Here is a 17,482-nt window from a genome sequence, read left to right on the forward strand (position 1 = left end):
GACGCTATGGACCAACGTGGCGTAGATGCCGGGTCTCGTCGAGTGGTCGCTGTCCGTCCACGACACCGTCGCCGAGCCGCTGGCGTGGGCCGTCGTCGCCGCGTTCGTCGCCGGTGCGGCGGCCGACCTCCGGTCGCGGTCGCTGGCCCGCCGGGTGAGCGTGGGCGCCTGGATGCTGTTCGCCGTCTTCTGGCTCGTCCAGGCTCCCCACTTCGCGTTCGACCAGAAGTCGGCCATCGAGGGCGTGGGGAGCGCCGTCGCCGTCCCGGTCTCGGCCTACGTGGGCTTCCTGCTCTGGAACGGCCGGGACTCGCTTCTGACCCTCTCGCGGGCCGTCGCGGTGATGGGCGTCGTCTTCATGCCGTTCGAGATGATCGACCCGCTCCGGCGCTGGCTCGTCGAGACGGTGACGAGACAGACCGAGTTCCTCATCTACACCGTCGGCTCCTCGCCCGAGGTGATCGAGGGATCGCGGATCTGCAGGGAGGTCGCCGCGACGAACGGCCAGCCCACCTGCGCGCAGACCTACCCGGGCTATCGGAACACGTTCCTCTACGAGACGAACGGCCAGCGGATCTCCTACACCATCCTCATCGCCTGTACCGGCATCGGGAGCATGGCGATCTTCGCGGGGCTGGTCGCGGCGGTCCGGGCACCCCTGGAACGGAAGCTCCGCGCGCTCGCGATCTCCCTGCCGATCATCTACGCGCTCAACCTCGTCCGCAACGTCTTCATCGGCGTCTCGTTCGGCGAGATGCGGATGCAGGTGTTCCCCGAACTCGTCGCCTCCGTCTTCGGGTTCTCGCTCGCGCAGGACCCTGCGCTGGTGTCCTACTACGTCGCCGACAAGATACTCGCCCAGACCGGCTCGGTCCTGGCGCTGGTGGCCATCACCTACCTGGTCGTCCGCGAACTCCCGGAGGTGCTCACGGTCGTCGAGGACCTGCTGTTCGTGTTCACGGGGACGGAGTACGACCTCCGGTCGGCGCTCGCGGTGAGTCCGGTCCGTGCCGACGGCGAGGGAGTCGAGGTCTCCGAGGAGGGCTAACGGTCAGCCTCGTCCTCCGCCGGCAGGAGCGCCTTCGGCGCGCCCGCGAGTGCCGCCAGCGCCTCGCGTTCGACGTGGTGTAGCTCGCCGGGGACCACGAGCAGGTGGAGCGGGTCGCCGAACTCGCGGTCGGCGAGCGCCGAGAGCCGGTCGGCGGCGACGAGCGGCTCGGGGCTCCCCGCGCGGCAGACTGCCACCGCGAGGCGGTCATCGTCTCCGTCCCCGCCCTCGTCTTCGTCCGCGTACGCCTCCGCGAGCAGTCCCGCGGCGACGTCGGCGGTCATGAACCGGTCCGCGTCGCGCTCGGCCTTGATGTCGAGGAAGACGAGGGTGTGGAGCCCGCGCTCGCGGTTCGCCTCGATCGTATCCGTGACGCTTCTCGGCACCTGCATCGACCCGTAGGGGAACGGGAGCGTCGTCGCCTTCCCGAACCGGTAGTTCTGGAGCCCGGTGAGCGAGGCCGCGGCGGCCGCCGCGGTCGTCCCGTGGATCACGCGGGTTTCGATACCCCGCTCGTGGGCCCGCAGACGCAGGTCGACGTGGGTGGTCGAGATCATCGTATCGCCCGCGGTGCAGAAGACGGCCTCACCGTCCGCTGCGGCATCGAGTATCGGTTCCGGGTCCTCCTCGACGCCAGCGCGGTCGCGGACCTCGATCTCGGTTTCATGAAAGGCTTCGAGGTCCTCGTGGGTCGTGCCGATCAGCCGCGAGGTGTAGAACTCGGCGAACACGCGGTCCGCTCTCCGGATGGCTTCGCGGCCCTCGACGGTGACCGAACGCTCGTCGTAGAGGCCGAGGCCGACGAAGGTGAGCATGGGCCGCGTACCCCCGGGACGGTATAGGGGCTGTCGGTCCCGTCCGCCGGTCGCCTGGCTACCGTCGCGCCGGGCCGGGGACAGTTCGGGGGGCGGGTCGACGGTGGGGTTTTGGTCGCGGCGGGCGAGCCTCGGGGCATGGATCCCCCGGCGGTCGGCGAGACGTTCACCACCGCCCGGACGTTCACGACCGAGGACGTCCGGCGGTTCGCCGACGTGACCAACGACACACAGCCCATCCACACCGAACCCGACGAGGACGGGCGGCTCGTGGTCCACGGCCTCCTCACGGGATCGCTACTGACCGACATCGGCGGCGACCTGGAGGTGCTCGCGCGGACGATGGAGTTCGAGTTCCGCCGGCCCGTCCGGACGGGCGAGCGCATCACCTGCACCTGGACGGTCGACTCCGTCGAGGAGCGCGAGGATCGGTACACCCTCGGGAACGACGTCGTCCTCGCCGACGAGGACCGCGAGACCGTCGCCACCGCGCGCGTCGAGGGTGTCGTCTGGAAGGAGTGAGCCGGCGAGCACCGGGACCCGCACGTCCGGTTCGCCCCGTCCACGGCTCGGAACGCCAGCCTTAGGCCCTCCCGCCGCGCACTCCCGTCGATGAGCGTCCCGTGCGTGCGCGTCCCCCGCGAGGAGGGCGAGGCGACTCGGCAGGCCCTCGCCGACCTCGACCTGCTGGACGACGCCCACGACATCACCGTCGAGGGCGACCGGCTCTACATCCCGGTCTCCGAGCCGACGGCCGTCCCCGCGGAGTTCGACGTCGTCACCCACGACGCGCCCGAGCGGGACAGACAGACCCTCCCCGCCGATATCCTGGGCTGGGAGCCCAGCTACGAACGGCTCGGCGACATCGTCGTCCTCGACGAGGACGACCCCGAACGGGCACGCGAGGCCGCCCGCGCCATCGCCGAGTCGGCTATCCCCGCGAAGACGGTCGTGAACCGCGCTTCCCCGATCGAGGGCGAACTCCGGATCCGACGGTGGGACGTGCTCCACGGCGAGGACACCGAGACCGTCCACCGCGAGTACGGCTGTGCGTTCGCGCTCGACATCGCCGAGGTGTACTTCTCGCCGCGACTCGCCACCGAACGACACCGCGTGGTCGAGCAGGTCGAGCCCGACGAGCGCTTCTTCGACATGTTCGCCGGGGTGGGCCCGTTCGTGATCCCCGCCGCGAAACGTGGAGCCGAGTGTGTGGGCGTCGATCTGAACGAGGTCGCCGTCGGCTACCTCCGGGAGAACGCCGAGCGGAACGGCGTCGCCGACCGCGTGACGGCCATCGCGGGGGACGTACGCGGTGTAGAGGGGTACGACGACTGGGCCGACCGGCTGGTGATGAACCTCCCCCACTCGGCCGACGAGTTCCTCGACGCGGCGGTGGCGCTGGCCGGCGACGACTGCACCCTCCACTACTACGACATCCAGCACGAGTCCGACCCGTTCGGACCGGGCGAGCGGGCGATACGCGCGGCCGCCGAGGACGAGTACGACGTGGAGGTGCTGGAGCGACGGGAGGTCAGGTCGTACGCCCCACACGAGCTGAACGTCTGTCTGGACGTCAGGCTCTATCGCACGTGAACGAGTCCGGAATCCTTATACTGCGGACGCGTCCTAACTCCGGTAGCGCCGGTGTAGCTCAGCTGGCAGAGCGATTCCTTCGTAAGGAATAGGCCGGGGGTTCAAATCCCTCCACCGGCTTCCTGAATCCGGTTTACATCCCATACTGGATGGGCTTACCTCCAGACCCTTCTCACCCATTGACGACTTCGCATGGGGGTGCGGGATGTGCTTATTCCGATCTGAGCAGGTCTCCCAACGCGATACGACCCCCGTGTTCAGGACGGTATTAGAATATCACCACACTTCGAGAACTCTACAGGCGGATAATTCTGAACTTCCGACGGATTACTCGTACTGGTAGTCGATCGCTAACTGGTGACCTCTTTGCCGGCGAGTCCCCCATTCCGGAGTCCTGGACGGCGAGAAACGGGTCCTCACTCCCCGACGCAACCGGTCTGCGAAGGTGGCCGATCGGGCCCCACGCCACGGGCGTGGATACGGGTCTCGCCGGCCGATGCTGTTCACCCCACCGGCACGTGGGCGCTCCTCACGGTGAACGAGTGGGCGCGTCGTCGAGATCGGCCGACAGGTCGGCATCGACCAGCTATCGGGGGTCGTCACCTCTCCGTCTCTTCGGCCTGCAACCGACGGGGATTTAAGTCAGATCGGACGGGGTTCGGGCGGCAAGGGGCAGCCCACCCTTAGCTCGCAAGGCGACCGACGAACTTGCTGGGATATCAACCGTGGACCGAATGACATCTCCATATCGAGGACGGATCGCCGGTAGTGACAGGGTGCCCCACGCAGCGATATTCCGGGGGAGCGGACGATGCTGAGCTGGCTCAGATCACTGTACGCAGGCTGGAAATGCCGGAGTCAGACGAGTTCGGGATCGGAGTGCACGAGGCGGTCGGAGGACGGTCCCGACGGGGTGGACAACGAGGTTCGGGCCGGAGAGCGGGCCGACGACCAGCCGGCGGCCCGGGCGGACGCGCCGACCTCCTGGACGGATCTGCTCGACCAGCCGGAGGTCTCGAAACGGGACGTACGGGTCGAATTCGGCCTCCAGCCCGACGAGTTCCTCGCACAGCTGGTACGCTCCGCCGACGGGCGGATGTGGCAGGCCGACCTCGTCGAGACGACCGGCTGGTCGAAGTCGACGGTGAGCCGCTACCTCGACGGCCTCGAGACGGACGGCACCGTCGAACGGATCTGGATCGGCCGCCAGAAGCTCGTCAGTCTCCCCGAAGCGGCCCCCGAAACCCCGGACGCGACCGACGGGCCGTCAGTCGGTTCTACGACCGGTAGCTGGGCGTCCGAGAGCGACAGGCTGACCTGAGGCGCGACGAAGGGCGTCGGGAACTTCCCCTTCGATCTCGACCGTAGATGCGAGGTGCGTCCGGTGCCGGCCGTCAGTTGTTAATCACTGGAGTAACAAGTCGGGACGGGGGCGAGCGTGGCGACACCACCGACGTCGTGCTCGGGGGGGAACGCAGATGGGGAACACAGACACGACCGACGACGCGCTCGACGACCGCCGATGGTTCGTCCGGGAGCTCCGCGCTCACGACGACGTCCGGAGGCTCACCTTCACGCGGGACGGGTTCGAGACGGTGCTCCTCGAACTCGAACCGGACGCCGGATTCCGCGAGGAGTGGCACCGAACGGCGACCCGGCTCGGATACACCGTAGAGCGCCTGGGAGCGGACGACTCCCTGCCGAACTGGCCGGAGGATGCCTGGGTCCTCCGACTCCCGGCCCCGACCGGTCGATCGATGTGGAGTCCCGTGATCCGGGTAGTGGATCGGACGCGGGCGCTCTTCCGACGGCTCCTCGATCGCCCGTGAGGATCGGATCCGGTGGCTGGTGCTTCCGAGCGCACCCTCCGATGGGACCGCTCCGACCCTCGAAGACACCGGCCCGGTGAACGCGGGCCGGACCGGTCGCGTTCGGACCGTCGCTCGTCCGAAGACGACACGAGCGCACGTCCGGGTCCGCCGGCGGTACCGTCGACCGTCCCGTCCAGTACCGCGTCCCCCTGTCCGCTCCGTGGTCGGTGGCCGAACGTCGTCTATCCGGCTCCGGACGTGGCGCACGCCGGGCGGGTGCATCCGTTCCGTCCCCCGGTCTGTCACCCCGATCCGTCGTGCGGTCGGCCGACGCCGCGAGCCCAGGTCAGTCCCCCGCGACCTGCTCCCGTACCGACTCGCTCGCCCCCGACGCCAGCATGAAGACGTACTCGTCGAGGTCGAGCGCGAACTCGTGGTCGGTCCCGGGGGTGATCCACGCGAAGTCGAACTCGTGACCGTGTTCGGCCCCGCCGTCCAGGACCGTGTGTCGCCACCGGTCACGGGCGTCGTGGACCCGCGCGTGGAAGAAGCTCCGGACGTACCAGCGCGGCGGCGACTCCCGCCGGCACCAGACGTCGCTCGCGAGGTGGCGGACGGGACCGATCCGACCCAGGCCGCTCTCCTCGGCAATCTCGCGGTAGACTGCCTGTCGGGGCGTCTCACCCTCCTCGACGGTACCCTTCGGGATCTGGTAGCCGTCGTGGTCGGGGCCCTCGAACACGAGGAGGTCCCCCGACGCCCGGGTGATGTACGCACAGGCCTTCCGGACGTAGGTCGCCTCGGGCGCGTGCGTCATCGGTCGAGCGACCTCCCTACGACGGGGCGCACGTCGGCAGCCAGGTGGCGGCAGACGCCGTAGAGCCCCGACACCAGGAGCAGGGCGGTGAGCGCGGGCAGTACCCCCCGGAACGCGGCCGGGTCGACGAGCCAGAGTAGCCCGAGCAGCGTGCCGAACCAGCCCGCGAACGCGGGCCACGCCGGCACGTCCGGGTCCGACGTTGAGGGATCAGTCATCCCGCCCCCCGACGGCGCAGCAGATCCTCCTCGCCGCCCCGGTCCGGGCGGGCGTGCGGTCGTCGGCGTCGGGTGCAGGTACCGCAGAGATCGTGTGGGGGGCTCGGATCATCGCGTTAGACGGATGGCACTTCTATACGGAAAAGAGTGCCGTACTAATGGAATAATAGGGTGATAAATTCCTAGAACGTTCACTAGATATCGAGAACTACAGCTAGATATCGAGAAATCGAACGTGGAGAGAGCGATCGTAGAGAACGACGAGGAAGCGCAGTTCGACCCGGAGGCCCGGACACGCATGGAGAACGCCGAGGGGTTCTCCGAGGAGCAGGTCGACCCCATCTCGACGACATCGAGCGACGACTGATCGACTCCCCACACCAGAGCCCGACCATCGATCCGTCCCGATAGCGGCCGGGACGCCGGGCGGAACGGATCCGGTTCGGTATACGAACGAACGGTAGCGTTATAGGATTCCCCGATGGAAGGGTACCGTGGGCACTTCCAGCGCGACGATCCACGTCCTCTACGTGGACGACGACCCGGCGTTAGTCGACCTGGTCGCGGAGTACCTCGAGCGCGAGGCCGAGCAGCTGGAGGTGGAGACCGCGACGGGGGTCGACGAGGCGCTGGACCGCTTCCACGACCCCGACGACCCCATCGACTGCATCATCAGCGATCACGAGATGTCCGGGATGGACGGGCTGTCGTTCCTGCGTGCGGTCCGCGAGACCGACTCGAACCTCCCCTTCCTCATCTACACCGGGCGGGGGAGCGAGGAGGTCGCCCAGGAGGCCATCTCACAGGGGGTCACCGACTACATGCAGAAGGCCCGCGGGATGGCCCAGTACGCGGTGCTCGCGAACCGCATCGTCCAGGCCGTCGAGAAGTACCGCGCCGAGCGGAACACCCGCCGGCGACTGCTGGCGCTGGAGACGGCGTGGCAGGGGATCTGCATCGTCGACGCGGACGGCCGGATCGAGTACGCCAACAGCGCCTTCCTCGACCTCTACAGCTACCGCGAGGACGAACTGATCGGCGAGCCGTGGATGTCGCTGTTCCCCGACCCTGAGAAGCCGCGCGTCGAGGGCGAGATAATCGCCTCGCTCGACCAGACGGGCGGGTGGGCCGGCGAGAGTGTCGGGCTGACCTCCGACGGCGAGGAGTTCGAACAGACCCTCTCGATCGCGGAGCTCCCCGACGGGGGGTTCGTCGTCGCGGTCGACCGGTTCGACAGGGAGGCGGTAGACGACTTCTTTCTAGTCGGCGAGCGCGAGCGCGACGACGACTGACCGGGACGGCTTCCGTCATCGGCGAGCGATCGCTGGAGGCGACGATCGCCGGTAGATCGTCACGACCGTCCGTGCGAGCGATCGCGCCGGTCCTCGGCGAGAGCGCCTGTACCCCGGTGTTCGAGCGGCTGTGGCGAACCCACAAGCGTTTACTGCGTCGGCGGTAACGACTCCACATGGCGGACTGCCCACTCGCGGACGAGTGCCCCAGCTTCACCGAGCGGATCGAGGGGATGGGGTGCGTGCACTACGGCGACCGTGGGGGCGCCGAGTGGTGCCAGCATTACAACCAGCCCATCCGCGACCTGAAGGCCCAGCCGGTCAAGCCTGGCGAGGAGGTCGTCGTGGAGGTGACCGACATCCACGAGAGCGGCGCGGGTGTCGGCCGGACCGAGGACGGGTTCATCGTCCTCGTCGACGGCATCCTCCCCGACGCCAGGGCCCGGGTCAAGATCATCCGGGTCAGGTCGAACCACGCGACCGGCGAGGAGGTCGAACGCCTCCCGCTGGAGGAAGAGGAGGAGGCCGACGACGAGGGTGACGGTGTCGGCGTCGACGTCGATACCGCGGGCGATGATGACGACGATGACGACGACGGGGACGAGACGACGCGAGAACGGGGACGCCGCGAGCGGCTGGGCAGCCGTGACAACTTCTGGGGCGGGGACTGAGCTCCCGGTCCGGGCCCGTCGTCGCGCTGACACCGCCGTCAGCCGAGCGGGCCCCCGGGTGGTCGTCCCGAACGGAGTGAGCCCGCGATGAGTGACGACGAGGTACCGGATGCCGACGAGATCCTCGCCGAGCTCGGGTTCGACGCCTCGGCGAACGTCCTGACGCGGCGGCAGGCGGAGGTGCTGGCCCTGCGCGAGCGGGGGATCGCGCAGGCGGCCATCGCCGAGCGGCTCGGGACCTCCCGTGCGAACGTCTCGTCGGTCGAGTCGAGCGCCCGGGAGAACGTCGCCCGTGCCCGCGAGACGGTCGCGTTCGCCGAGGCGCTCCACGCACCCGTCCGGGTCCGCCTCGACGCCGGGACGGACCTCTACGACGTCCCGAACACCGTCTACTCCGCCTGCGACGAGGCCGGGGTGAAGGTGAGCCACACCGCGCCCGAACTGATGAAACTCGTCAGCGACGAGGCGGGCGACGCCGTCCGCGGCCGGGAGGTGACCCGCGATCTCACCGTGGGGGTCACCAGCGAGGGGACCCTCCGGGTCCGGACTCGCTGAACCCCCTCAGGACGCCGACTGCTCCCCCTCTCTTTCGCCTTCCGTCCCGGTCTCGGTCCTCGGATCCGCGTCCGCCGCCGATTCTCGGAGGATGGAGAGGTGTTCCCCCGGGAGGACGTCGGTTGTCGCGGCGTACTCGACCGTTCGCACCTCGCCGTCCGGGCGGACGAGCGGGAAGGTACTCCGTTCGCGCTCCGTGGCCTGGAACTCCCGCCAGGCCGCCTCGAAGTCGAACCCCTCGGGGGCGAACTCCTCGATCCGGCGGCCGAGGAGTGCCTCCCGGTCGAGCCCGAACAGCTCGCAGGCGGCGTCGTTCACCTCGATGTACCGCCCGTCGTCGTCGGCGATCAGCATCGCGTCGAACGACCGCTCGAAGACGGCCCTGAACCGCCGCTCGATCTCCCTGAGGTCGTTCTCGCGGGCCTTCCGGTCGGAGATGTCCCGCGAGTAGATGACGATGCCGCCCACGTCGGGGTCGTCGATCTGGCTACGGGCTCGCGCCTCGATCCAGGTCCAGGTGCCGTCGGCGTTCCTGAGCCGAACCTCGTCGCTCATCGGCATCTCGGGACGATCGATCACCTCCGACAGGCTCGCCACCGCGACGTGGCGGTCGTCCGGGTGGACGTACGCGAGCGCGTCCTCCCCCACCAGGTCTTCGGGTCGGTGGCCCAGTATAGGCTGGACCGAGGCGGACACGTACGAGAACCGCAGATCCTCGTCGACGATGACGATGACGTCCGTCGAGTGTTCGGTGAGCCTGGTGAACCGTCGGCGCTCGCTCTCCAGTTGCTCCTCCGTGCGCCGACGCTCGACCGCGTGTGTGATCCGCTGGGCCAGTACCGCGTACTGGTCCGTCCCGCCCACCTTCTGGAGGTAGTCGGTCACGCCGGCCGAGATCGCCTCGCTCGCGATCTCCTCGCTGCCCTTCCCGGTGAACAGCACGAACGGCAGGTCCCCGTCCCGCTCCCGGACCCGTTCCAGGAACGCCAGGCCGTCGCCCCCGGGCATGTCGTAGTCCGAGACGACGCAGTCGATCTCGCCTTCGGTGAGGTGGTCGAGCCCCTCGTCCGCCGAGCGGGCGGTCGTGACCGCGATACGGTCGTCCGCCCGTCGGAGGAACTTCGCGACCATCTCGGCGAAGCCCGGCTCGTCGTCGACGTGGAGCACGTGGACCTCGCTCTCCATGGTTGAACAGTGCCGATGGACGAAAATAACGCTACCGGCGATATCTGGATTCGGCCCATCGGTGCGGCCGCGGGTCGGACGCTCGTCGTCCACAGCGTGAGGCGTTCGCCTCGCGGTCGCGGGGTCGACCGACGGCGGGGGAAACGAATCTACTATCAGGACGGCTGCCGACGCGACCGGTATGCGCGTCAGCCCGCGGTTCGTCGGCCACCTGGGTGTGGCCGACGTGGCGACGGTGGCGAACGCCGCCCTCGGGTTCGTGGCCGCGGCGGTCGCCACCGTCGACGTGCATCTCGCGGCCCGGCTGCTCCTGCTCGCGGCAATCGCCGACGGCGTCGACGGCGTGCTCGCGGGGATCTACGGCGGCTCCGACGTCGGTCCGCTGCTGGACTCGCTGGCCGACGTCGCCTCGTTCGGCGTCGCCCCGGCGCTACTCGTCTTCGTCGTCGCGGACGGGGAGTGGGGACGCTCGGCGGGCGCGCTCGACGCCCGGCTCGCGGCGGCGCTGGTCGTCGCCACCCTGTTCGTCGCGATGGCCGTCGTCAGGCTCGGGCTCTACGCGGCCTACGACAGCGACGGCGAGAGCACCGAGGGGGTCCAGACGACGCTCGCCGCGACCGTCATCGCCCTCCTCGTGCTCGCCGGCGTACCCCACCTGCTCGGCGTGAGCACCGCGACGCTCCTGATCCTCGTCGCCGGCGTCTCGGTCTACCTGATGGTCGCTCCCGTCCCCTACCCCGACCTCTACACGCGCGACCAGCTGGTGTTCGGGGGGCTCCAGGGGCTCGCTATCCTCCTCCCGAACGCCCTCGGGAAGCTGTTCCCGCGGGTGCTCCTCGTGTTCGCGCTCGGCTACCTCCTGCTGGCCCCCCGGTTCTACTGGCGGGAGGGGTGAGTCCGGACCACAGACCGCAACCCCTTTGTCCCGAACTACCGGAATCCCGGACATGAGCAACGGGGACGACGAGGAGGAGGCCCCCCAGGCCGACGCCGAAGACGAGGGCACCGAGTCGGAGCCCGAGACCGGGTCGGGGACCGACGAGTCGGCCGAGGAGGAGGAAGCCGAGGCCGAGCAGGCCACCGAGGAGGCCGAGGAGGAACAGAAAGCTCCCGCGGCGTCCGAGGAGGCCGATCAGGAGGACGAGTCGCTGGAGGCGACCCGCGACTCGGAGCGGTCGGAGAGCGAGGAGTCCGAGGCCGAAGCCGAGGCCGAGAACGAAGTCGAGACCGAGGTCAAAGCCGAAGCCGAAGAGGGTGAGCCGGCCGACGACGAGACGGCGGACGAGTCCGACGCCGAGGAGGACGCGGAGACGGACGACACCCCTGAGGAGGGGGCCGATTCCGAATCCACGTCCGAGGAGGCCGACGCCGACGGGGACGACACGGAGACGGGTGAGGCCGAGGAGGCCGAGGAGGCCGAGGAGACGGACGAGGAGGACGTCCCGGAGACGACCGACGAGGACGCCGTCGACGTCACTCCCGAGGACCTGGAGGAACGCCTCGACGCCGCCGAGGAGGAGATCGAGGCGGCCGAGACCGAGAACGACCTCGACGAGGTCGAGGCCGAACTCGACGCGATCGAGTCGGACCTCGCGGCCGCCGACCTGCCCGAGCCGGACGAGGACGACGAGGACGCGGAGGACCCCCGTGAGGAGCTGGAGAAGCGCGTCCAGGGCGTCCGCGACACGCTCCAGGAGGCCCGCGGCCCCTACGCCGAGGACGTGATCGAGGCGATCGAGGCCGCCGAGGAGACGATCGAGAGCTCCGAGTGGACCGAACGGGGCGAGCGGGAGGTCGCGGCGGCCGTCGAGTCGTTCCTCGACTCCGCGGGGGAGATACTGGAAACCGAGTTCGGGACCGACGCCGAGCCGGGGGATACCGAGGCGCTCGTCGCCGCGCTCGACGACGTGGCGGGGGCCGTCGACGACGCGGACCTCGACCCCGACGAGGACGAGGAGACCATCGAGTCGCTGCTGGACGCGACGGCCGACCTCTCCGCTGATCTCGAGGAGGCCGAGGAGTGGGACGATCTGTCGGTCGTCCAGAAGATGCGCGCACAGGGGTTCTACGACCGGCTCGTCTCCGAGAACCGCAAGGACTTCCCGCCGGAACTGAGCGTCGTCCGCATCGCCGAGTCCGAGCACGACCCCGAACGGATCCTGATGGCGCTCGACTACCTCACCTCCGAGTTCATGCAGGAGAACTGCATCGAGGCGCTCAAGCGGATGGGCCCGGCGGAGGCCTACGACGCGATGATCCCGATGGCGGAGAAGCGCAACCGCGACGCCATCGAGGTGCTCGGGAAGATCGGCGACCCCGACGCGCTGGAGACGCTCCACGACTACATCGAGGGCGAGTCGAACCCGCCGCTCCAGAAGACGACGCTCCGCGCCATCGGCGAGATCGGCAGCGAGGCGTCGACCCAGCAGGTCGCCGACCGCCTCGTCGCCGAGGACGACGAGGTGCGCTCGGCGGCCGCGAGGGCGCTCGGACACATCGGGGACACCCGGGCGGTCGCCCCGCTCGCGGACGTCCTTGCCGACGACGAGGACGACTCGGTCAGGACCGCCGCCGCCCGCGCGCTGGTCGACATCGGAACCGAGCGCGCCCTCGAGGAGGCCGCCGGCTACGCCGACGACCGCTCGTACGTCGTCGGGATCGAAGGCGAACGGGCCGCCGAGGCGCTCGGTACGGGAGGTACCGAACCGGAGCCCGAACCGACGGCCTGAGGACCCTCTCCCCTCCTTCCTCCCCGCGTAGCTTTTTGTAGGGGGGCGGGACCAGACCCCCCGTGCCGTCGGTCGCCCGGACGCTCACGCTCGTCTCCCTGCTCGTGCTCGGAGCGGTCGCCACGCCCGCAGGTTCGGTCGCGGTTTCGCCCGACGGTCCCGGAATCGTCGCCGCGTACCCGAACCCTGTCGCCGACGGAGACCGTGGGGAGTTCGTCGTCCTCGAGGTCCCACCGGGCACGGACCTCGGCGCGTTCGCCCTCGCGGACGGCGAGGACCGGGCAATGCTCCCGAACCGAACGGTAGACGGGCGGGTCGTCCTGACCGCCGCACCCGAGCGGGTACCGAACGGCACCGAGGGATCGATCCTCGCCGTCTCGGGGTTCCCGTCGCTCTCGAACGCGGGGGAGACGCTCGTCCTCCGCCGGGGGAACCGGACCGTCGCCACCGTCCGGTACGCCGACGCCCCGGAGTCCGAACTCCGCCAGTGGCCTGGCGGGTGGCGACCGCTCGACGCGACCGACTTCCCGATCGAGACCTCCGACGGCGGGCCGGCGACGGCGTTCGTCCTCCCCGACGCGCCCGGAGTGCCGGTCGAAACCATCGAGGCCGCCGAGGAGCGGGTGCTCCTCGCGGGCTACACGTTCGCCGACAGGCGTGTCCGGCGGGCGCTCGTGGCGGCCGAACGTCGGGGCGTCGCGGTGCGAGTGCTCGTCGACGGCGCACCCGTCGGGGGCCTCCCCCGAGAGATGGCCGGGGAGCTCGACCGGTTGAGCGATACGGGTGTCGAGGTCCGCGTCGTCGGTGGGCCACACGCACGCTACGACTTCCACCACGCCAAGTACGCAGTCGTGGATGGAACCGCGCTGGTGATGACCGAGAACTGGAAGCCGGCGGGGACGGGCGGCCGCTCCAGCCGCGGCTGGGGCGTCCGTCTCCGGGATCCGGGGACGGCGAGCGTGCTCGCGGAGACGTTCCGTGCGGACTTCCGGGGACGGGCCGTTCGCTCGTGGACCGCGTTCCGCCGTGGACGGCGGCTCGAACCGGGCGGTCGCTCGAACGCCACCTACGGGACGCGGTTCGATCCCGAGCCGGTGAGCGTCGAGAGCGCCTCGGTGCTCGTCGCGCCGGACAACGCCGAGCGAGGGGTGATCGAGCGCCTGGACGCCGCCGAGGAGTCCATGTCGGTGGTCCAGGTGTCGCTCGGCGGCCTCGACGGTCCGTTCACCGCCGCGCTCCTCCGGGCGGCACGCCGGGGCGTCCGTGTTCGGGTGCTCCTCTCGGGGGCGTGGTACGTCCGCGAGGAGAACGGCCGTTTCGCCGACGCGCTGAACGAGCGGGCGAACTCCCGGGACCTCCCGCTCTCGGTTCGGCTGGCCGATCCCGGCGGCCGGTTCGAGAAGGTCCACGCGAAGGGCGCGATCGTCGACGGCGAGACCGTACTCGTGGGAAGTCTGAACTGGAACGCCCACGCGGCCCGGGAAAACCGGGAGGTGGTACTCGCCCTCCGCGGGCGGGAGATCGCGGACTACTACGGTCGGGTGTTCGAGGCTGACTGGAAGGGTGGGGGTGGGTCGAACCTGCCAGTGGGTGTGCTGGTCGCCGTCGTGCTCGCGGCGCTCGGGGCGGTGTGGGCGGGTCGACGGATCGACTTCGAGGGTGGCTGGAACGGCTACTGACAGCGGTCCTCGCAGATCCGCTCGACGATCCTCCCCGTGGAGAGGAGTTCGTCCTCGCGGGACTCGCGGCCGGAGGCCCGCCGAACGTCGCAGTCGAGGCCCCGTTCGGCGAGCGCGTCGGCGACCGCCTCCTCCTCGTGGTACTGGTCGTGACCCAGGAGGATGACGTCGGGGTCGATCCGCTCGATGGGGACGAAGAAGTCCTCCAGGTGGCCGAGGTGTGCCTCGTCGACGGGGTTGAGCGCGGCGACCATCTCCAGGCGCTGCTCGTCGGAGAGTATCGGTGGGTCCTTGTGGGTGACGTTCGCCCGCCTGGCGACGATGACGTGGACCTCCTCGCCGTACTCGCGGGCCTCCCGGAGGTAGTGGAGGTGGCCGGGGTGGAGCAGGTCGAAGGTCCCCTGGGCGACGACTCTCGTCGGATTAGCGGTCATCGGTCCCGACCCGTCTCCTCGCGCAGTTCGGCGTCGATGTCCGCCTGCGTGAAGTCGAAGAACTGGTCGTCGGGGATGTCGACGTCCAGTACGGGGAGGTCGCGAGTTTCGCCCTCGCGGTCGAACGCCTGCCAGTCGTCCCGGCGGTAGGGGTAGCCGATGATGATGTGAACGGAACCTTTCCCGAACGTGGCGAGGTCGGCCGCGCTCGGCCGGAGCACCCCGTTCGGGTGGGAGTGAACCGACCCCGCCGAGCGACGGTCGTTCGGGATCATGCTCGTCTTGACCGTCGCGCTCACCGGGTTCGATTCGGTCCCCGGGATGACGAGGACGTCCGTGATGACGGTTCCGTCCCGGTCGAGGCCGAGTTTTCGGGCGTCCTCCCCCCGGAGGAGGCCCATGTACTCGTTCGGGTGCGCGTCCTCGGAGGCCTCGAGCGCGAACTCGAGGGCGTCGGCGGCGATGCCGACCACGCCCGACGACCGGAACAGTCGCATGGCTGGAACTCCGTGGTGGCGATAACTAAGGGTTCCGATGGGTTCCCGGCGTGTCGCTCCCCGCGTTCGACCGCTCCCGCCGCTCTCCCCCTGTTTCGGCTCCCATCGGCGGGTCCGTTCGGCCGATCACGAGCGAGACGGGAGTGACAACGCTTAAAATCGGTCGTCACTCACATTCACCAATGTCACCGTCTTCGGATTCTGACGCCGGTGCTTCCGGCGACACGGTCCCCGATTCGGGGGTCACGGTCTACGAACTCGCCCCGGGCTGCACGTCGGACGACGTCGAGATCGGCGAGTACTACCACGCGACAGTGAACGGCGTCGTCGACTACGGCGTCTTCGTCGACGTCTCGCAGGAGGTCTCCGGGCTGGTCCACAGTTCGAACCTCCGCGGCGGGTACGACGTGGGCGACGAGCTCGTCGTCGAACTGCTCGAGATCAGGGACAACGGCGACCTGAGCTTCGCCGAGCGCGAGCCCGGGGACCACGAGACGACCCGCGTCGAGGGCGGCGAGGGCGTCGAGATACACGACATCGAGTCGGCGGTCGGCCGTACCGTCCACCTCGAGGGCGAGGTCGTCCAGATCAAGCAGACCGGCGGGCCGACGCTGTTCTTCGTCCGCGACGGCGCGGAGGTCGTCCCCTGCGCGGCCTTCGAGGAGGCCGGCGTCCGGGCGTACCCGAGCGTCGAACTCGACGACGCGGTCCGTGTCACGGGGGACGTCGAGACCCGCGAGGGGGCCGTCCAGGTCGAGGTCGAGAGCCTCGCCCGGCTCCGTGGCGAGGCCGCCGCGGAGGTCCACGAGCGGGTCGAGTCGAGGCTCGAAGAGCGGGCCGAACCGCCCGAGGTCGAGCCGCTGATCGACTGGCCGGCGTTCGAGAAGCTCCGTCCGGGGCTCCGCGACGTCGCCCGACGGCTGCGCGAGGCCGTACTCGAATCGCGACCGATCCGAATGCGCCACCACGCCGACGGCGACGGGATGTGCGCCTCGATCCCGCTCCAGTCGGCGCTGGAGAACTTCATCGCCGAGACCCACGAGGATCCCGAGGCCCAGCGGCACATGCTCAAGCGGCTCCCCTCGAAGGCCCCGTTCTACGAGATGGAGGACGTCACCCGCGACCTGAACTTCGCCCTGGAGGACCGCGAGCGCCACGGCCAGCGCCTCCCACTACTACTCATGCTCGACAACGGCTCGACCGAGGAGGACACGCCCGCCTACCGGGCGCTCGACCAGTACGACATCCCCATCCTGGTCGTCGACCACCACCATCCCGACCCGGACGCGGTCGCCCCTCTCGTCGACGCCCACGTCAACCCCTACCTCCACGACGAGGACTACCGGATCACGACGGGGATGATGAGCATCGAACTCGCGCGGCTGATCGACCCCGGCGTCACCGACGACGTCCGGCACATCCCCGCCGTCGCGGGTCTCGCGGACCGCTCGCGCGCGGAGACGATGGACGACTTCCTCGCGATGGCCGCCGAGGAGGGCTACGACGAGGACGACCTGCGCGACGTCGGCGAGGCGCTGGACTACGCCGCACACTTCCTCCGGTACAGCGCCGGCCGGCACTTCATAAACGACGTGCTGAACGTCGACTGCGACGACCCGGACCGCCACCGCGAACTGGTGTCGTTCCTCTCCTCGCGGGCCGAGCGTGACGTCGACCGACAGCTCGGCGACGCGATGTCACACGTCGAGTCCCGCCGGCTGGAGAACGGTGCCCACCTGTTCACCGTCGACCTCGACGAACACGCCCACCGCTTCACGTACCCCGCCCCGGGGAAGACGACGGGGAAGATCCACGACACGAAGGTCGAGGAGACCGGCGGCGACCCCGTCATCACGATCGGTTACGGGCCCGACTTCGCCGTCCTCCGTTCCGACGGCGTGCGGCTGGACATCCCGCAGATGGTCTCGGAACTCACCGAGGAGGTCGAGGGCGGCGGCGTCTCGGGTGGTGGGCACCTCGTCGTCGGCTCGATCAAGTTCGTCGCCGGGATGCGCGAGGAGGTCGTCGACGCGCTCGTCGAGAAGATGGGCGAGGCCGAACTCGACGAGGCGCTGCGGTCGACGCTCGTCCGCGAGGACTGACGACTACCTTCCCCCGGTCCCCGAGGACTTCGATAC

The 17,482-nt window shown here is 69.6% G+C and carries 19 protein-coding genes and 1 tRNA gene; 14 read left to right on the forward strand and 6 right to left on the reverse strand.

From position 1 onward, the window contains the following. Nucleotides 1-25 precede the first annotated feature (25 nt). Complete coding sequence (gene artA / locus WDJ58_RS09920) at nucleotides 26-1,048, forward strand: archaeosortase A (RefSeq protein WP_338917541.1); 1,023 nt, start codon at nucleotides 26-28, stop codon at nucleotides 1,046-1,048. Here artA and dph5 read toward each other — a convergent pair. Further along, nucleotides 1,045-1,863, reverse strand: a complete 819-nt coding sequence (dph5, locus tag WDJ58_RS09925) for a diphthine synthase (protein ID WP_338917542.1) — start codon at nucleotides 1,861-1,863, stop codon at nucleotides 1,045-1,047. The two genes, artA and dph5, sit on opposite strands and share 4 nt — an antisense overlap. 138 nt (nucleotides 1,864-2,001) lie before the next feature. Here dph5 and WDJ58_RS09930 point away from each other — a divergent pair, with 138 nt between their 5' ends. From WDJ58_RS09930 to WDJ58_RS09950, 5 genes are all read left to right on the forward strand, one after another. Next, nucleotides 2,002-2,385: a MaoC family dehydratase gene (locus WDJ58_RS09930; RefSeq protein WP_338917543.1), complete on the forward strand. Its 384-nt coding sequence runs from the start codon at nucleotides 2,002-2,004 to the stop codon at nucleotides 2,383-2,385. A gap of 90 nt (nucleotides 2,386-2,475) precedes the next feature. Next, nucleotides 2,476-3,456 (forward strand): class I SAM-dependent methyltransferase, encoded by a 981-nt coding sequence (locus WDJ58_RS09935; RefSeq protein WP_338917544.1) that lies wholly within the window; start codon nucleotides 2,476-2,478, stop codon nucleotides 3,454-3,456. Nucleotides 3,457-3,503: 47 nt separating this feature from the next. Further along, a tRNA-Thr gene (locus WDJ58_RS09940) sits at nucleotides 3,504-3,576 on the forward strand. 793 nt (nucleotides 3,577-4,369) lie between these two features. After that, a complete protein-coding gene (locus WDJ58_RS09945; RefSeq protein ID WP_338917545.1) occupies nucleotides 4,370-4,777 on the forward strand; it encodes a helix-turn-helix transcriptional regulator in 408 nt (135 codons plus the stop codon). A 157-nt stretch (nucleotides 4,778-4,934) separates the two neighbouring features. Then, complete coding sequence (locus WDJ58_RS09950; protein WP_338917546.1) at nucleotides 4,935-5,285, forward strand: hypothetical protein; 351 nt, start codon at nucleotides 4,935-4,937, stop codon at nucleotides 5,283-5,285. A gap of 328 nt (nucleotides 5,286-5,613) precedes the next feature. Here WDJ58_RS09950 and WDJ58_RS09955 read toward each other — a convergent pair whose 3' ends face one another. Then, on the reverse strand, nucleotides 5,614-6,084 hold the full coding sequence (locus WDJ58_RS09955) for an NUDIX hydrolase (protein WP_338917547.1): 471 nt from the start codon (nucleotides 6,082-6,084) through the stop codon (nucleotides 5,614-5,616). After that, nucleotides 6,081-6,302, reverse strand: coding sequence for a hypothetical protein (locus tag WDJ58_RS09960; RefSeq protein ID WP_338917548.1), 222 nt, complete (start codon nucleotides 6,300-6,302; stop codon nucleotides 6,081-6,083). The genes WDJ58_RS09955 and WDJ58_RS09960 overlap by 4 nt, the downstream gene beginning before the upstream one ends. A 235-nt stretch (nucleotides 6,303-6,537) precedes the next feature. Here WDJ58_RS09960 and WDJ58_RS09965 point away from each other — a divergent pair, with 235 nt between their 5' ends. The 4 genes from WDJ58_RS09965 (at nucleotide 6,538) to WDJ58_RS09980 (ending at nucleotide 8,820) form a co-directional block, all read left to right on the forward strand. Further along, the gene (locus tag WDJ58_RS09965; RefSeq protein WP_338917549.1) at nucleotides 6,538-6,669 is read left to right on the forward strand and encodes a hypothetical protein; all 132 of its coding nucleotides are present in this window, start codon (nucleotides 6,538-6,540) and stop codon (nucleotides 6,667-6,669) included. Nucleotides 6,670-6,796: 127 nt separating this feature from the next. After that, a complete protein-coding gene (locus WDJ58_RS09970; RefSeq protein ID WP_338917550.1) occupies nucleotides 6,797-7,594 on the forward strand; it encodes a response regulator in 798 nt (265 codons plus the stop codon). A gap of 176 nt (nucleotides 7,595-7,770) precedes the next feature. Next, complete coding sequence (locus tag WDJ58_RS09975) at nucleotides 7,771-8,265, forward strand: TRAM domain-containing protein (protein WP_338917551.1); 495 nt, start codon at nucleotides 7,771-7,773, stop codon at nucleotides 8,263-8,265. Nucleotides 8,266-8,352: 87 nt separating this feature from the next. After that, nucleotides 8,353-8,820: a Tfx family DNA-binding protein gene (locus tag WDJ58_RS09980; RefSeq protein WP_338917552.1), complete on the forward strand. Its 468-nt coding sequence runs from the start codon at nucleotides 8,353-8,355 to the stop codon at nucleotides 8,818-8,820. A 6-nt stretch (nucleotides 8,821-8,826) separates the two neighbouring features. On the opposite strand, the gene WDJ58_RS09985 is transcribed toward WDJ58_RS09980, so the two are convergent. After that, nucleotides 8,827-10,005 (reverse strand): PAS domain S-box protein, encoded by a 1,179-nt coding sequence (locus WDJ58_RS09985; protein ID WP_338917553.1) that lies wholly within the window; start codon nucleotides 10,003-10,005, stop codon nucleotides 8,827-8,829. Nucleotides 10,006-10,186: 181 nt separating this feature from the next. On the opposite strand from WDJ58_RS09985, the gene WDJ58_RS09990 reads away from it, so the two are divergent. The 3 genes from WDJ58_RS09990 to WDJ58_RS10000 all read left to right on the forward strand — a co-directional run bounded on the left by WDJ58_RS09990 (nucleotide 10,187) and on the right by WDJ58_RS10000 (nucleotide 14,413). Beyond that, nucleotides 10,187-10,900: a protein sorting system archaetidylserine synthase gene (locus WDJ58_RS09990; protein ID WP_338917554.1), complete on the forward strand. Its 714-nt coding sequence runs from the start codon at nucleotides 10,187-10,189 to the stop codon at nucleotides 10,898-10,900. Between the two features lie 52 nt (nucleotides 10,901-10,952). Beyond that, complete coding sequence (locus WDJ58_RS09995) at nucleotides 10,953-12,734, forward strand: HEAT repeat domain-containing protein (protein WP_338917555.1); 1,782 nt, start codon at nucleotides 10,953-10,955, stop codon at nucleotides 12,732-12,734. Nucleotides 12,735-12,796: 62 nt separating this feature from the next. After that, entirely contained in the window at nucleotides 12,797-14,413 is a 1,617-nt protein-coding gene (locus WDJ58_RS10000; RefSeq protein WP_338917557.1) for a phospholipase D-like domain-containing protein, read from the forward strand. Here the strand turns inward: WDJ58_RS10000 and WDJ58_RS10005 are convergent. Next, a complete protein-coding gene (locus WDJ58_RS10005; RefSeq protein WP_338917558.1) occupies nucleotides 14,407-14,847 on the reverse strand; it encodes an adenylyltransferase/cytidyltransferase family protein in 441 nt (146 codons plus the stop codon). The genes WDJ58_RS10000 and WDJ58_RS10005 overlap by 7 nt on opposite strands. Further along, nucleotides 14,844-15,344 (reverse strand): Mov34/MPN/PAD-1 family protein, encoded by a 501-nt coding sequence (locus WDJ58_RS10010; protein WP_338917559.1) that lies wholly within the window; start codon nucleotides 15,342-15,344, stop codon nucleotides 14,844-14,846. Before WDJ58_RS10010 ends, WDJ58_RS10005 begins: the two co-directional genes overlap by 4 nt. 182 nt (nucleotides 15,345-15,526) lie before the next feature. On the opposite strand from WDJ58_RS10010, the gene WDJ58_RS10015 reads away from it, so the two are divergent. Continuing rightward, on the forward strand, nucleotides 15,527-17,446 hold the full coding sequence (locus WDJ58_RS10015; RefSeq protein ID WP_338917560.1) for a DHH family phosphoesterase: 1,920 nt from the start codon (nucleotides 15,527-15,529) through the stop codon (nucleotides 17,444-17,446). Nucleotides 17,447-17,482 lie beyond the last annotated feature (36 nt).

It is taken from the genome of Salinirubellus litoreus, from assembly GCF_037335815.1.
Lineage (GTDB): Archaea > Halobacteriota > Halobacteria > Halobacteriales > Haloarculaceae > Salinirubellus > Salinirubellus litoreus.

Coding starts and splice junctions, on each gene's coding strand:
- artA (WP_338917541.1), top strand. CDS start 26: ATGCCGGGTCTCGTCGAGTGGTCGCTGTCCGTCCACGACACCGTCGCC.
- dph5 (WP_338917542.1), bottom strand. CDS start 1,863: ATGCTCACCTTCGTCGGCCTCGGCCTCTACGACGAGCGTTCGGTCACC.
- WDJ58_RS09930 (WP_338917543.1), top strand. CDS start 2,002: ATGGATCCCCCGGCGGTCGGCGAGACGTTCACCACCGCCCGGACGTTC.
- WDJ58_RS09935 (WP_338917544.1), top strand. CDS start 2,476: ATGAGCGTCCCGTGCGTGCGCGTCCCCCGCGAGGAGGGCGAGGCGACT.
- WDJ58_RS09950 (WP_338917546.1), top strand. CDS start 4,935: ATGGGGAACACAGACACGACCGACGACGCGCTCGACGACCGCCGATGG.
- WDJ58_RS09955 (WP_338917547.1), bottom strand. CDS start 6,084: ATGACGCACGCGCCCGAGGCGACCTACGTCCGGAAGGCCTGTGCGTAC.
- WDJ58_RS09960 (WP_338917548.1), bottom strand. CDS start 6,302: ATGACTGATCCCTCAACGTCGGACCCGGACGTGCCGGCGTGGCCCGCG.
- WDJ58_RS09975 (WP_338917551.1), top strand. CDS start 7,771: ATGGCGGACTGCCCACTCGCGGACGAGTGCCCCAGCTTCACCGAGCGG.
- WDJ58_RS09980 (WP_338917552.1), top strand. CDS start 8,353: ATGAGTGACGACGAGGTACCGGATGCCGACGAGATCCTCGCCGAGCTC.
- WDJ58_RS09985 (WP_338917553.1), bottom strand. CDS start 10,005: ATGGAGAGCGAGGTCCACGTGCTCCACGTCGACGACGAGCCGGGCTTC.
- WDJ58_RS09990 (WP_338917554.1), top strand. CDS start 10,187: ATGCGCGTCAGCCCGCGGTTCGTCGGCCACCTGGGTGTGGCCGACGTG.
- WDJ58_RS09995 (WP_338917555.1), top strand. CDS start 10,953: ATGAGCAACGGGGACGACGAGGAGGAGGCCCCCCAGGCCGACGCCGAA.
- WDJ58_RS10005 (WP_338917558.1), bottom strand. CDS start 14,847: ATGACCGCTAATCCGACGAGAGTCGTCGCCCAGGGGACCTTCGACCTG.
- WDJ58_RS10010 (WP_338917559.1), bottom strand. CDS start 15,344: ATGCGACTGTTCCGGTCGTCGGGCGTGGTCGGCATCGCCGCCGACGCC.
- WDJ58_RS10015 (WP_338917560.1), top strand. CDS start 15,527: ATGTCACCGTCTTCGGATTCTGACGCCGGTGCTTCCGGCGACACGGTC.